The organism is Streptomyces sp. NBC_00820 (genome assembly GCF_036347055.1).
Taxonomy (GTDB): domain Bacteria; phylum Actinomycetota; class Actinomycetes; order Streptomycetales; family Streptomycetaceae; genus Streptomyces.
Genome location: NZ_CP108882.1, coordinates 4993211 through 5007483, shown reverse-complemented (window position 1 = coordinate 5007483; position 14273 = coordinate 4993211). Strand labels below are relative to the sequence as shown.

The following is a 14273-nucleotide window of genomic DNA, read 5'->3' as shown; positions in this document are numbered from 1 at the left end:
GGGCGCGGGCGGGACCGGGGGAACGTGTCCCGCCCGCGCCAGGTGCACGAGCCGTAGGTACGGGGGGAACCCCGGCTCAGTGCGACGGCCGATGACCAGTCGGCTCACCCAGTACTGCGTCACAGGCTCCAGAAACGTCACACCTACTGTGAAAAAACTTTTGCACCCGGCAAAACAGCAGGTCAGGGGCGTGCGCAAAGGTTCAGGGCGCGGTGCGCCGCCCGGTGCCGGCCGGCGCCGACCGGCACTGTCGCGTGCTCCTCACAGGGCGCGGTACGAGGGGCTCGGCAAGGGCGAGGCGGGGGCCGGGGTGTTCAGCACCGGGCCCGGCCGCGTGGGCGCGAAGGCCGTGGGGACGGGAGTGGCGATCCCGGTCCGGCGGTGGCCGTGGTGGCGGCGCTGCCGGTGGTCCCGGTGCCCGTCGTCGTCACCGCCCTTGTCCTCGCCGTCGCCGCGGCCGCTCCCCCTGCCGTCGCCGTCGCCGGCCTTGCCGTCGCCCCTGTCCTCGCCGCCGCGGGCGCCGCCCGCACCGGTCGTCAGAACGGTCCCGCAGTACGCCTTCACACGCGCCGAGCCGCCTGCCAGGTCCTCCAGGACCCGCTTGCGGCGGGCGGCCGGTTCCTTGCCGTCCCGGAGGTCGCGGCAGGTCGCGACGGCCGCCTTCCACCACATGTGGGACGACTGCGGGGAGGCACCGGAGCCGGGCGCTCCCCCGGCCTCCGTGTCCTGCTCCCCGGCGGCGGAGCCTGCGCCGGTGGACCCGCTCGGGCCCGCGTCGGGCATACCCGTGGCGGAGCCGCCGGCCCGGGAGGACCGGGGGGACGGCGTGGTGAGCGGCTGTCCCGGGGTCGCGGTGGCGGAGACGGAGGCACCGGGTCCGGGCCGCTGGTGGCGGAACGGCGAGGGCAGCACGCCGCCGGCGGCCATGGCGACCCCGCCCACCGTGCCCGCGGCCACGGCCGCGGCGAGCACGAGCCGGACGGGACGGCCCCAGCGGAGCCTGCACGAGGACGCGGCGGCACGGAGTCCGCCGCGGATGCGGGCCCGCTCGTGGGCGGGGGGAGCGATCCGCACCAGTCCGGCGTCGAGGCCGGGGGCGGACAGGCCAGGGTGCCCGTGCGAGGTCCCCTCGCCGAGGGCGGCGGCCGTACGTTCGGCGGCGGCCGCCTCGCGGATCTTGCGGAACGCGGCCAACGCGGCTTCCTCACCGGGGAGTTCACCGGTCGCGGGTGCCGCCTCCGCGGAGAGCGCGCCGAGTGCCTCGGCGAGCCGGTCCGCCCGGTCACGGGCGGTGACGTCGACGGCTTCCAGCGACTCACCGCTCAACAGGCGTTCCGCCGTCTCAGGGTTCAGCCACTTGTCGTGCTCGTCGGCCATCACATGTCCTTCTGCGTCCGCGCCCGCGTATGCGTCACACCGGCAGACCTCACGGCGCCGCCGCGCGGCTCTCGCTGGGGCGGGAGCGCCTCGAGCGCGCCCGCTGATTCCGGATCGTCGCCGAGCAGCTCCGCGAGCCGCTTCAGACCGCGGTGCGCGGCCGTCCGTACGGCGCCCGCGCGCTTACCGAGCGTCTCCGCGGCGGACTTGGCGTCCAGGCCGACCACCACGCGCAGCACGACCGCCTCGGCCTGGTCCTGCGGGAGCCGCGCGATGAGCGACAGGGTGGTGCCGGTACTCAGGGCCTCGATGGCCTCGCCGGCGGTGTCGGACTCGGCGGCGCGGCCGGTCAGTTCGGTCTCGTCACCGACCGTCACGGGGCGACGGCCCCGCATGCGTATGTGGTCCAGGGCGCGGTTGCGGGCGATCCGCGCGGCCCAGCCCCGGAAGCGGTCGGCGTCACCGCTGAACCGGTCGAGGTCCCGCGCGATCTGCAGCCAAGCCTCGGACGCGACGTCCTCCGCGTCCGGATCACCGACCAGCGTGCGCACGTAACCGAGCAGCCGCGGATGCACCGCGCGGTACACCGTACGGAACGCGGTCTCGTCCCCGTCCTGTGCCGCACGCACCGCGGCAGTCAGCTCCGCGTCGTCCCCCAGCACCGCACTCCCTTATTGCACCTGTCTTCGGTCGGCGCGAAAGGCACGTTACGGCGTGAAACCGCTGCTCGTCCACGTCTGTAAAAGATGCAACTAACTCGTGACACGCCGGGTGTGACAGAAAGCTCACGCACGGCGCTGTAGGAAGTACGGGCCGCCGCGCGGCTCGTGCCGTGCAACGGCCGGGGCCTCTCCTGTGGGGGGTGGCGGCCCCGGCCGTTGCCACAGCAGCCCGCCGACGCGACCGGCGCGCGTTCAAGTCACCTTCTTCCACTGCTGGTTACGGCGTCTTCGACGCAATCCCTCTCGCGCGCCTCGGCGCGGTGCGGCCGCGCACGACCGGAACCACCGCCCCGACACGGCGACTTGAGGCCTCGGATCCGCCGCGGTCCGCCCCGTGTGCGAGGACCCCCGCCGCCCTTCATCCGTCGGCGGCGTCCCGGCACAGCAGGCGCAGCGAGCCGTGGCCGCCGTAGCAGCGCCGGGCCTCGTCGAGGGGGTCCCACAGGCGGCCGTCGGGGGTGCGGATCCAGTGGTCACCGCCGGTCGTCCACCACTCGGCGCCGCACTGGCGGACGATCACCTCGCCGGCGTAGGCGCCGAAGCCGCGCAGTGCGCGTTCGACCGCCTCGTACGGTGGCCCCTCGCGTCGTATCTCCTCGATCACCCGGTCCACCCGCCACAGGCTCTGCGCCGAGTAGTCGAGCCGCATCCGCGCACCCTCCCGCATGGTCGCCACCGCGTCCGCGGCCCACCGCACGGGCTTCGCCGCGGCGGGCGCCCTGGTCTCCGTCTGTGCTGTCACGTACTGCGCTGTCACATAAGGAAAAGCGGGCCGGACGGGCCATCCGTCACACGGTTCCGGGCCGTTTCACCAACCGGCGCAGGACTGCCCCACCGCCCCCGCAGGACGGTCACAGGACTCCCCCAGGAAACCGGGTTTGGACGGCACCGGCCGCACATGGGCGCCGCCCGGACCCTCGACCCCCTGGGCCCCCGGACCCCGGGACCGCCCGGTCGTCGGACCTGCGGGGCGGGCCGGGTGGCGCGGCGGGAGCCGAGGCTCCTCGGACGCACCCAGGCCCCTCGGACGCGCCCGCGGCTCCTCAGACGCGCCCGCGCTCCCTGCGCGACACCACCGCCCGCAGCACCCGCCGGCCCTCCCCCGACACGTCCAGCGCACGGCGAAGTCCCTGGCCGCCGTGTTCGGCCAGGAGTTCCAGGACCAGGATCTGGCGGCGCAGGTCGGCGGCGACCAGCGGGGACGCGCTCTCCGGGCCGCCCGCCCGCTCGGCCTCGACGTCGTCGGCCGGCGTGGTGTCGTCGACGGCGGGGTCGAGGAGGCGGTGGATGCGCAGGGAGGCGACGGAACAGGCGTCGGCCCAGGCCCGCAGCGCCTCGGGGGTGCGCTCGGCCGGGGCCTCGTCCAGCATGCCGCGGGTGAGCTGCACCGCCTCGGCCTCGCCGGGGTCCGCCCCGCCCAGGGCCCCGCGCGCCTTCTCCAGGCTCGCGGACCAGTCCGAGCCGTCGGCGAGGTGCGCCCACAGCGGGCGCAGCACCTCCTCGTCGCCGACGAGCAGGGGCACACACCGATCCGAACAAGCCAGGCCGCTTGCGGCCAGCCCGCGTTCGTCGGCCCGTGCGATCAGTTCCACCAGACTCATGGAAACCTCCCTCGCCTGGGCGCCGCCTTTACGGAGCCCGCATTTCCCCTTACTGCGTGCGACGGGCCGGGAGTGTCACAGCAACCGGTTTTCAGCCAGCGGCCGGGTCGGGCGCGGAACCGGCGAGGGCCTTCTCGTGCTGCATGCGCGTCAGCTTGAGGACGACGAGCACGGCGAGCAGCGCGGCGGCGATGTCCGCCATGTCGGAGAACATCATCTGGCGTGCGGCCTCCCGCAGTTCGTCCGCTTCGTGGGCACTGGCGTACTGCCTGGCCGACGCCCGGTCGGCGAGCAGGGAGACGAGCCACAGCGTCCACCAGGAGTTGACCAGGACGTGTCCGGGACGACGGCCCGAGGGGGCGCTGGCGTCCCAGACGTCGAGGGTGACCCGGCGCGGGAACCACAGGTTCACGACCGGGACGAACCATCCGGCGATCGCCCAGCCGCGCGTCTTGGAGTGCGCGGAGGCGTCGAACACCTCGGCGTTGACCCGCACCCGGTAGAACCAGCACAGGTACATGACCATGGTCGCGATCAGGGCGCACGTCTGGGCGACCCCGGAAGCGCTGTAGAGGGTGTCGGCGCGGTCGGCCCGGCGGAGTACGGCGGCACCGGTGACGCCGTCGGCCAGATCCCCGGTGACGTCGATCTGCGTCAGGTCGGCCCAGATGGCGAACAGGTCGGCCGCGACGACCACTCCGAGCAGGACCGCGGTGGCCTGGCCGAGCCCGACCGGCGAGCGCAGCCAGGCACCGGGCGCCGCGGCGAACGGCGGTGCGGTGAAAGGCGGTGCGGTGAGAGGCTGCGTACCGGACGGCTGGGCGGGCACGGCGGCGGCCCCGGCGGACGCGGGCGCGCACTGGGCGCACAGCTCGCTCCCCGGTACGGCGGCGTAGTGGTCACAGCGGGCGCAGATCATGAAGGTGTTCCCCCGGAGAAGACATGAAGCCGCGCCGGCTCTCCCCTGAGCCGGACGTGCGCGGCGGCGAACGCAGCAACATACGTCGCCCGGTCCCGCCCGTCCACCCGTTTCCCGCGGCCCCGCCGCCGTTCGGCCGTTCCGCCGTCAGGACCGGCGCACTTCAGGACTGGCGCTTCATGACGGCATAGCCGTTGACGTTCGAGACCAGCGCGTAGCGCGCGCCGGGATGCAGCCCCCCGACGTAGCCGAGCGGGTCGGTCACCGGCTTGGACCAGCCGTTCCACAGGTCGAGAGCCACGTAGTCGGGGACCAGCGGTCCGGTGTTCCCGACCCAGAACACGTCACAGCGCGAGGAAAGGTGGGACATCAGCGCGGTGTTGGTCTCGATCGACACCTCGTCGGGGATCTCGGACAGCGCCTGCCGCGCCGACTCCCCTCGCGGGCCCACCTCGTAGGAGGAACCGTCCAGGAGGTCCTTCAGCGGCAGGTTCCCGGCCAGGGTGTACGTCAGGCTGATGCCCAGCACCGCCGGCGCGATGTTGCGCGCGTACGACCGGACCCAGTCGCGCCTGGACTTCCCGGAAGCTTCGACGGCGTCCAGCAGCGCCATGAACACCACCGGCATGAGGATCGCGCTGTAATGCCAGATCGTTCCCCAGTAGTTGCTGTCCGTGGAGGTGAAGCGCCAGAACAGCGTCGGCACGGCGATCACGCAGAGCGGCGACCGGAGCGCCAGCATCCCGGTGATCGAGAAGACCGCGAACAGGGTGCCGAGTTTGACGTCGGCCCCGGTGAAGAGGGAGGAGAACTCCGCCGATATCCCGCCGTCGCCGAGCTTGGTCCAGTAGTCGTACCTGCCGTGCGGGTTCATGGCGGGGACGAGCACGTAGAGCGTGAGCGCGATGGAGAGCGCGCCGTACGCCGCCAGCGCGAGACCCAGGCGGAACTGGCGCCGCAGGAGCAGGTACACGCCCACCGCCACCACGGTCATCCCCAGGTCCTCCTTGACGAGGACGAGGGGAAGGGACCACAGGGCCGCGGCCTTCCACCGTTCCGCCAGGAGGCGCTCCATGACCAGGGCTATCAGCGGGACGGCGAAGATCACTTCGTGGAACGTGTTGTTGGCCGCCTGCTGGATGCCCCAGGAGATCCCGTAGGCCACGCCGATGGCGATGCCCCGGCGGGTGCCGAGAATCCTGATGGCCGCCCGGCAGACCGGGACGGCGGAGATCCCGATGAGCAGCGCCTGCACCACCAGCAGGGAGACGGCGCTCGGGTAGACCCAGTAGGCGGGCACGGCCGTCACGATGATCGGGCTGAAGTGATCGCCGAGCAGGTTGAACCCGAGCCCTTTTATGTCCGCGACCGGGGCCTGGAAGTGCGCGTAGTTGCGTATCGCCTCGGTGAATATCCCCAGGTCCCAGGAGGTGTCGGCGAACCGCCGGTAGCGCAGCACCGACAGCACCGCGCACAGGACGGAGACCGCCAGCCCCAGGAGTACGGGCGCCTGCCGGGAGGGGTCGGCCGCGATCCGCCGGGCCAGGACTCCGGCGGGTTTCGTTTTGGCGAGCAGCCCGAGGGACATCGATTCTTCTTTCTGGATGGTGCGGTGTCGCGGGTCGATTCGAGGCGGGGAAGCGCGGTCTCAGCGCGCCGCGCGCGCCGGGTCCGCGGAGCGCGCCGGGTCCGCGGAGTGCGCCGGGTTCCCGGAGTGCGCCGAGTTCGCCGCGGCCGCGACGGACAGCTGGGCGTTCTTCGACTTCAGCACACCGGCCAGGGCCGACTCGTTCTTCCGGATCAGGTCCTTCTGGTACGCGGTCTCGACGCCGAACCACACACCGACGAGGTTCGTCCTCTTCTTGCACGCGACATCGGCGGTGGCGACCCGGACCTCGAGCGGCGTCGAGGTCTTCCCCTGGAACCGGTGGTCCGCCATGACGGTCATCGTGTCGGCGTACCGGTACCCGGCCTCGCTCATACACGCCGACCAGGTACGGAAGGCCGCGCGGACACGCGCGTCCTTCATCGAGACGCGAAAGCTCTTGCCATTGAGGTCCTGTACGAGATCCGAATTGCCCGGCACGTCGCCGGCCGAGCCGCCGGGCGACTTGGCGCCCATCAGTTCGGAGTTCGCCACGCCGGCGCACCCGAGAGACGGTACCCGCTTCCCGTGGACGGAGAGTTCGGCGGACGACGGGGGCAGGGGCGTGTGCGCCGGCGCCGCTCGCTCCGGACCCACCAGCACCTTCAGTTCCGTACCGGTCGGGATGGCCGGCATCTTGGCCGGATGGGTGCGCGGATCGCGCGCTCCGAGGTGATACCCGTCCGCTTTGGCGAGCGCCATGTCGGTGAGGCCGTAGCGCCGGTCCATCGGGCTTCGCGGCCCTGTCGGGCGAAGGGGCGGCGCGGGGGTGTAAGCAATCCCGAATCCGCTCATACAACGTGCGACAAGAACGCCTTTTGCTTTATGGAGTTCGCTTGTCTGCCCCTCGGTGAACATGTAGGCTTCGAGAGGCAACTTCAAATCCGCGCTGGGCAACAAAGCGGGGGTGCCGCCAGGAGCGGCAGGATTTGATTGCGCATGACCGACTTCATTATCCGAGCACCCGGTCACACAAAACGCCAGGGCACTCGCGGCAAATACCACAACGGCACGCAGAAGCTTGCCAGAGGGATTCTTGGGCATATCGTCCGATCCACCTGGTAAGGGCCTGTCCCCGCCCAGTTGCGTTGGGCGGGGACAGGCCTTGTTTCACCGGAGTCAGTTGACCCAGTTGAACGAGGCGTTCTCGTTGTAGGTCTTGACCAGGTTGGCGCTGCTCGACTCCGGGATGGTGTCGTACACGCCGCCGTAGTTGGAGTTGAAGTAGATGCGCGCCTTGATCTCCGTCTGCCAGTTGGTGGCGGAGGCGGCGTTGTTCTTGACCGGCTGCCACTGGCCCGCGCCGGCACCGTCGAAGCTGTAGCCGGCGAAGTCCGGCACGGCGTCGAAGAACAGCGTGTACGCGCCCTGCTCGTTGGAGTTGTACCAGAGGCAGAGGTAGGGGAACGCGCAGGCACTGGCGGCTGCCGTGGCGGCGCCGGCCGGCTTGCCCTGAGGAGCCGGGGTGGCGGCGTTGGCCGGGGCGGCGATACCGATGGCAGCGGCGGCGGCCACGGCGGCAGCGGTGGCGGCAATGCGAAGCTTCACTTCACGCCTTCCGTGAAACAAGACACACGACGCGTGGGGCGTGTGCGCCTTTGGGGATTGGCTGTGGATCTTGTGATCCGCCGTGCAAGATCGTGCCCCAGGCGTGAGCTGTCATGCAAGAAGGTTCCGGCTTTTTGTTCGGCATTCAATCCGCCCTAGCTCGCTCCAATTTCGGGCAAATCGAAACCGCGAACAGGACATCTGACTCCGAATCGAACCCGCTCGTTTTCCGCCGATAATTTCAAGCCACACGCGTCCGGCCAGGAAATTCCGGCCGATCACTTCCGGCCACGAGTCACTCCGAACCGAACGGCGCGAACCGAACGGCGCTCTTCGCCCGATTTTCACCGGAAAGGGAAACGGGTGCGCCGCAGGGGCACACCCGTCTCTCCTCACAGCCGGCCGGCGGTCCGCCCGCGCCGGCGCGCCACGCTCAGCCCAGCTTGTTCGCCAGCTCCTTGAAGGCGGGCCAGGACAGCTTCGGCGTCCCCGGGTCCCACAGCTTCTGCACGGTGGCCCGCAGCGGCATCCGGATGCCGGCGGCCACCTGGGCCTCGGTCTGCGCGTTGGCGAAGTCGCACCAGACGGCGAAGGTGCCGCCGAGGATCTGCCCGTCGTAACCGGCCGGCACGGCGGTCGTGCCGCGCACCACGCGCGGTGTCCACTGCTGGTAGATCCGCTGCCCGGTCGGGTACACGAAGGTCTGCGGCTCGCCGAGCACGTAGTAGAGGTACTCGTCGTTGTAGTTGATGACCTTGCGCCCCGCGCTCAGGTACTCCGTCGGCTGCCGGGCGCCGATCTCCTTGCCGGTCCAGTAGGCGACCTGGAGGTCCTTGGCCGGCTGCACGGAGGTGTGCCGGTAGAACCCGTCGTTCCACGCCCGCATGGTCCTGTCGTGGGCCCGCACGGTGGCGGCGCGGTCGTCGAGCCAGCCGGTGGCCAGGTCGGAGACGGTCCCGCCGGAGCCGTACTTCTGCCGGGCGGCGGCCGCGAGCTGCGGGTAGGAGGCCTGCGGGTCGGAGACGGTGAGCGCCTGGTACTCGTCACCGCCGAGGTTCCACTGCCTGCCGGTGAACAGGCCCGTGTACTCGTTCAGCAGGTCGTCGACGAGCTTCGCGGAGGCCGGCTTGGAGATGTCGATGGCGCCCCGGGTGGGGACCCCGTTCACATTGCGCAGCTGGAGGTCGGGGTGGGCGGCGAGCACCGCGCCGAGGTGTCCCGGCGAGTCGATCTCGGGCACGACGGTGATGTGCCGCGCCGCCGCCAGGTCGACGATCTTCCGCACCTGCGCCTTGGTCAGATGGACCGGGGAGACGATCTCCGGGTGCGTGGTGGACTCGATCCGGAACGCCTGGTCGTCGGAGAAGTGCAGCCCCAGCTCGTTGAACTTCAGGTCGCCGAGCTCCCGTATCCGGTCCTCGATCCACGACTCGGAGAAGGGCTTGCGCGCGATGTCCAGCATGAACCCGCGCACCGGCTTGGCCGGTTCGTCGCGCACGACCCCCTCCGGGGCCGTACCGCCGCCGTGCACCTCCTGCTTCAGGGTGCGGGTGCCGTAGAAGACGCCCGCGTCGGCCGGGGCGCTGATGTCGACCCGCCCCTCGCACACGGTCATGGTGTACGACTCCGGGTTGCCGCCCTTGCCGCCGAGCACGAGCCGGAGGTCGCCCGAGCGGGCGTCGTTCCTCTGCCCGGCGTACGTGAGCCCCAGCTCGCCCGCTATCAGCTTGCCCTCGTCGGCCAGCCGCGGATCGCCGACCACCACCCGGGCGCCCTGCTGCGGCTTCCAGCCGGGGCCGTGCGCCGGGGTGTGGGAGCGCACCGCGGGAATCACCTGCGGCGTCCGGGACAACGGGGAGGACCGGCTGCACGTCGGGGCAGGGGCCTGACTGGGCGCGCCGACGACAGTGCCGTCCGACGCCCGTGACGCCGTACCGCCGCCGTCCGCGGACGCCCACACGCCGACGCCCACCCCGACCGCCACAGCACCGGCGACGGCGGCGGCGACCGTCCCCCGCTTCCGCTTGACCTGCTGCGCCGACGCCCGGCGCCTGTGCTGACTCACTCAGCCAACGTACGTCCGATCGCGCACGGATTCGTCATCGGGGCGCTCTGAAACTCTCCCGTTCGAGTGAATTTCGTGCATCTGTCGGACACAGAGTGACCACTCTCGATAACGTGAAGGCACACCTTTCACAGCATCCCCTGCCACAACACATGTGACCCGAGGACCCACGCTGCCTGCGCACCGCCTGCCGCCTCTCCCCAAACCGCTCGACGCTTTCAACACCGCGTCCGCCGAAGAGGCCCACATCCTCCTTCTGCGTTGCCTGCGCAACCCGCGCTGGTCCCGCCGGGTCGCCGCCCACCGTCCCTATCCCGACCTGGACTCCCTCCTGGCCGCGGCGGACGAGGCGACGTACGACCTCTCGCCCCGCGACCTCTCCGAGGCCCTGTCCGGCGAATCCCTGCCCGACCTGCCCGAGGACACCTACTCGGCGGCCCACACGGCCCTGGGCGCGGCACAGGCGGCCTACGAGGCCCGGTTCGGGCACGCGTTCGTCCTCTACCTCGGCGACACCCACCCCGACGAGACCCTCGACCGCACCCTCGAAGCCATCCGGTCACGATTGGCGAACGATCCGGAGGAGGAGCGGGTCATATCGGCGGAGGAACTACGGCGCGTAGCGAGCGACCGGCTGAGGCGGCTGCTGCTCAGGGGCGCGCGGCCCCAGGAATCGGCCATTCCGCCACGGGGCGTGACCGCCCACGGCCCGCGCACGTGCGCCGGACAACAGGACACTCCACCGCAGGAGCCCCGGAGCTACCCCGTCCGGTGCCAAATTGATCACACAAGGTAGGCCCGCCGTAAAGCACAGCGCGGCGCATGGCTACGATGCTGGGGGCCGGTGGACCGTACCCGGCCGGGCCCGACCGACAGTGAAGCCGGCGCGGCCCTAATCCCCGCTCCCGGAGGGATCTTCCGTGCCGGCTGGAACGCTGTACCGCGGCCGGGAAGGCATGTGGTCCTGGGTGGCTCATCGAGTCACCGGCGTCCTCATCTTCTTCTTCCTGTTCGTACACGTGCTGGACACCGCTCTTGTCCGCGTGTCGCCCGAGGACTACGACAAGGTCGTAGCCACCTACAAGACGCCGATCGTCGCGCTGCTGGAGTACGGCCTCGTCGCCGCAATCCTCTTCCACGCGCTCAACGGCCTGCGTGTCATCGCCGTCGACTTCTGGTCGAAGGGCCCGCGCTACCAGAAGCAGATGCTCTGGACCGTCGTCGGCGTCTGGGTCCTGCTGATGATCGGGGCGCTCTACCCCGTTCTCGGCCACGCCGCTCGTGTTCTGCTCGGGAGCTGACGCCGATGTCCACGACTGAAACCACCGCGTCCGGTGTCGGCCCCGTCGAGGAGGTCGTCGTCTACGACGTCGACAACCCGGCCCCGCTGATCGAGGCCCCGCGCAAGCGCACCAAGAAGACCCCGAAGTCGACGCGGGGCAACTTCGAGATGGCCGCCTGGCTGTTCATGCGCCTGTCCGGCATCGTGCTCGTCGTCCTCGTCATCGGCCACCTGCTGATCCAGCTCGTGCTGGACGGCGGCGTCTCCAAGATCGGCTTCGCCTTCGTGGCCGGCCGCTGGGCGTCCCCGTTCTGGCAGGTCTGGGACCTGCTGATGCTCTGGCTGGCCATGCTGCATGGTGCCAACGGCCTGCGCACGGTCATCAACGACTACGCGGAGCGCGCGAACACCCGGCTGTGGCTGAAGGCTCTGCTCTACACGGCCACGGTGTTCACCATCCTGCTGGGCACGCTGGTGATCTTCACCTTCGACCCGAACATCCGCTAGGCACGGGGCTGCGAGAAACATGAAGATCCACAAGTACGACACCGTCATCGTCGGCGCCGGCGGCGCGGGCATGCGCGCGGCCATCGAGTCGACGAAGCGCAGCCGCACCGCCGTGCTGACCAAGCTCTACCCCACCCGCTCCCACACGGGCGCCGCGCAGGGCGGCATGGCCGCCGCGCTGGCCAACGTGGAAGAGGACAACTGGGAGTGGCACACCTTCGACACGGTCAAGGGTGGTGACTACCTGGTCGACCAGGACGCCGCCGAGATCCTGGCGAAGGAGGCCATCGACGCCGTCCTCGACCTGGAGAAGATGGGCCTTCCGTTCAACCGGACGCCCGACGGGACGATCGACCAGCGCCGCTTCGGCGGTCACTCCCGCAACCACGGCGAGGCCCCGGTCCGCCGGTCCTGCTACGCGGCCGACCGCACCGGCCACATGATCCTCCAGACGCTGTACCAGAACTGCGTCAAGGAGGGCGTGGAGTTCTTCAACGAGTTCTACGTCCTGGACCAGCTGATCACCGAGGTCGACGGCGTCAAGACGTCCGCCGGCGTGGTGGCGTACGAGCTGGCCACCGGTGAGATCCACGTCTTCCAGGCGAAGTCCGTGATCTACGCCTCCGGCGGCACGGGCAAGTTCTTCAAGGTGACCTCCAACGCGCACACCCTGACCGGTGACGGCCAGGCCGCGTGCTTCCGCCGGGGCATCCCGCTGGAGGACATGGAGTTCTTCCAGTTCCACCCGACCGGCATCTGGCGCATGGGCATCCTGCTGACGGAGGGCGCCCGTGGTGAGGGCGGCATCCTCCGCAACAAGGACGGCGAGCGCTTCATGGAGAAGTACGCGCCGGTCATGAAGGACCTCGCGTCCCGTGACGTCGTCTCCCGCTCCATCTACACGGAGATCCGTGAGGGCCGCGGCTGCGGTCCCGAGGGCGACCACGTCTACCTCGACCTCACGCACCTCCCGCCGGAGCAGCTGGACGCCAAGCTCCCGGACATCACCGAGTTCGCGCGCACCTACCTCGGTATCGAGCCGTACACGGACCCGATCCCGATCCAGCCCACCGCGCACTACGCAATGGGCGGCATCCCGACGAACGTCGAGGGTGAGGTCCTGTCGGACAACACCACCGTCGTCCCGGGTCTGTACGCGGCCGGCGAGGTCGCCTGTGTCTCCGTGCACGGCGCCAACCGCCTGGGCACCAACTCGCTGCTGGACATCAACGTGTTCGGCCGTCGCGCGGGCATCGCCGCCGCCGACTACGCCCACACGGTCGACTTCGTCGAGATGCCGGAGAACCCGGCCGACTTCGTCGTCGGGGAGATCGAGCGGCTGCGCAACTCCACCGGCACCGAGCGGGTCGCCGACATCCGCCGCGAGCTGCAGGAGACCATGGACGCCAACGTCATGGTCTTCCGCACCGAGCAGACGATCAAGACGGCCGTGGAGAAGATCGCCGAGCTGCGCGAGCGCTACGAGAACGTGTCGATCCAGGACAAGGGCAAGCGGTTCAACACGGACCTGCTGGAGGCCATCGAGCTGGGCAACCTGCTGGAGCTGGCCGAGGTCATGGCCATCTCCGCGCTGGCCCGCAAGGAGTCCCGCGGCGGTCACTACCGCGAGGACTACCCGAACCGCGACGACGTCAACTTCATGCGCCACACGATGGCGTACCGCGAGGTGGGCGACAACGGCGCGGAAACCGTCCGTCTCGACTACAAGCCGGTCGTCCAGACCCGCTACCAGCCGATGGAGCGTAAGTACTGATGGCTACCCCTGTTCTGGACAAGGTGGAGGCGGAGGCCGCGGCGTCCCCCTACATCACGGTCACGATCCGGATCCGCAGGTTCAACCCGGAGGTCTCTGCCGAGGCCCACTGGGAGGACTTCCAGCTGGAGATGGACCCCAAGGAGCGCGTCCTCGACGGGCTCAACAAGATCAAGTGGGACCTCGACGGCACGCTGACCTACCGCCGCTCCTGCGCCCACGGCATCTGCGGGTCCGACGCGATGCGGATCAACGGCAAGAACCGTCTGGCCTGCAAGACGCTGATCAAGGACGTCAACCCCGAGAAGCCCATCACGGTCGAGCCCATCAAGGGCCTCACCGCGCTGAAGGACCTCGTGGTCGACATGGACCCGTTCTTCCAGGCGTACCGCGACGTCATGCCCTTCCTCATCACGAAGGACACGAACGAGCCGACGCGCGAGCGTCTGCAGTCCGCCGAGGACCGCGAGCGCTTCGACGACACCACCAAGTGCATCCTGTGCGCCGCGTGCACGTCGTCCTGCCCGGTGTTCTGGAACGACGGCCAGTACTTCGGTCCGGCCGCGATCGTGAACGCCCACCGCTTCATCTTCGACAGCCGTGACGATGCGGGCGAGCAGCGCCTGGAGATCCTCAACGACAAGGACGGCGTGTGGCGTTGCCGCACGACCTTCAACTGCACGGACGCCTGCCCGCGCGGTATCGAGGTCACCAAGGCGATCCAGGAAGTCAAGCGCGCGCTGATCACGCGCCGCTTCTGATCCCGGACGCGCCCCGACGGCGAGGGCCCCGCTTTCTTCGGGAAGCGGGGCCCTCGCCGTACAACCGAGCCG

The 14273-nt window shown here is 70.2% G+C and carries 14 protein-coding genes; 5 read left to right on the top strand and 9 right to left on the bottom strand.

All coding sequences use genetic code 11. The features are described from left to right. Nucleotides 1-261: 261 nt before the first annotated feature. The 9 genes from OIB37_RS22715 to OIB37_RS22675 form a co-directional block, all read right to left on the bottom strand. Entirely contained in the window at nt 262-1377 is a 1116-nt protein-coding gene (locus OIB37_RS22715; protein ID WP_330459439.1) for a hypothetical protein, read from the bottom strand. Continuing rightward, nucleotides 1377-2039: an RNA polymerase sigma factor gene (locus OIB37_RS22710; RefSeq protein ID WP_330459438.1), complete on the bottom strand. Its 663-nt coding sequence runs from the start codon at nt 2037-2039 to the stop codon at nt 1377-1379. The genes OIB37_RS22715 and OIB37_RS22710 overlap by 1 nt, the downstream gene beginning before the upstream one ends. A gap of 418 nt (nt 2040-2457) precedes the next feature. Beyond that, nucleotides 2458-2841, bottom strand: coding sequence for a hypothetical protein (locus OIB37_RS22705; RefSeq protein ID WP_330459437.1), 384 nt, complete (start codon nt 2839-2841; stop codon nt 2458-2460). A 301-nt stretch (nt 2842-3142) separates the two neighbouring features. Continuing rightward, on the bottom strand, nt 3143-3700 hold the full coding sequence (locus OIB37_RS22700; protein WP_330459436.1) for a hypothetical protein: 558 nt from the start codon (nt 3698-3700) through the stop codon (nt 3143-3145). Nucleotides 3701-3791: 91 nt separating this feature from the next. Continuing rightward, nucleotides 3792-4619, bottom strand: coding sequence for a DUF4328 domain-containing protein (locus tag OIB37_RS22695; RefSeq protein WP_330459435.1), 828 nt, complete (start codon nt 4617-4619; stop codon nt 3792-3794). A gap of 163 nt (nt 4620-4782) precedes the next feature. Then, nucleotides 4783-6207: a DUF2079 domain-containing protein gene (locus OIB37_RS22690; RefSeq protein ID WP_330459434.1), complete on the bottom strand. Its 1425-nt coding sequence runs from the start codon at nt 6205-6207 to the stop codon at nt 4783-4785. Nucleotides 6208-6267: 60 nt separating this feature from the next. Continuing rightward, a complete protein-coding gene (locus tag OIB37_RS22685; RefSeq protein WP_330459433.1) occupies nt 6268-6993 on the bottom strand; it encodes a hypothetical protein in 726 nt (241 codons plus the stop codon). Between the two features lie 390 nt (nt 6994-7383). Further along, nucleotides 7384-7812, bottom strand: coding sequence for a peptidase inhibitor family I36 protein (locus OIB37_RS22680; RefSeq protein ID WP_330459432.1), 429 nt, complete (start codon nt 7810-7812; stop codon nt 7384-7386). Nucleotides 7813-8245: 433 nt separating this feature from the next. Continuing rightward, a complete protein-coding gene (locus OIB37_RS22675) occupies nt 8246-9877 on the bottom strand; it encodes a beta-N-acetylhexosaminidase (protein ID WP_330459431.1) in 1632 nt (543 codons plus the stop codon). 154 nt (nt 9878-10031) lie between these two features. On the opposite strand from OIB37_RS22675, the gene OIB37_RS22670 reads away from it, so the two are divergent. From OIB37_RS22670 to OIB37_RS22650, 5 genes are all read left to right on the top strand, one after another. Beyond that, a complete protein-coding gene (locus OIB37_RS22670) occupies nt 10032-10673 on the top strand; it encodes a 2-oxo-4-hydroxy-4-carboxy-5-ureidoimidazoline decarboxylase (RefSeq protein ID WP_330459430.1) in 642 nt (213 codons plus the stop codon). 124 nt (nt 10674-10797) lie between these two features. Further along, a complete protein-coding gene (sdhC, locus tag OIB37_RS22665; RefSeq protein WP_330459429.1) occupies nt 10798-11178 on the top strand; it encodes a succinate dehydrogenase, cytochrome b556 subunit in 381 nt (126 codons plus the stop codon). A 5-nt stretch (nt 11179-11183) separates the two neighbouring features. Further along, nucleotides 11184-11666 carry a succinate dehydrogenase hydrophobic membrane anchor subunit gene (locus OIB37_RS22660; protein WP_330459428.1) on the top strand — a complete coding sequence of 161 codons (483 nt, stop codon included), beginning with the start codon at nt 11184-11186 and terminating at the stop codon, nt 11664-11666. Nucleotides 11667-11685: 19 nt separating this feature from the next. Then, on the top strand, nt 11686-13440 hold the full coding sequence (gene sdhA, locus OIB37_RS22655; RefSeq protein WP_330459427.1) for a succinate dehydrogenase flavoprotein subunit: 1755 nt from the start codon (nt 11686-11688) through the stop codon (nt 13438-13440). Next, complete coding sequence (locus OIB37_RS22650) at nt 13440-14201, top strand: succinate dehydrogenase iron-sulfur subunit (RefSeq protein WP_330459426.1); 762 nt, start codon at nt 13440-13442, stop codon at nt 14199-14201. The genes sdhA and OIB37_RS22650 overlap by 1 nt, the downstream gene beginning before the upstream one ends. Nucleotides 14202-14273: the final 72 nt, after the last annotated feature.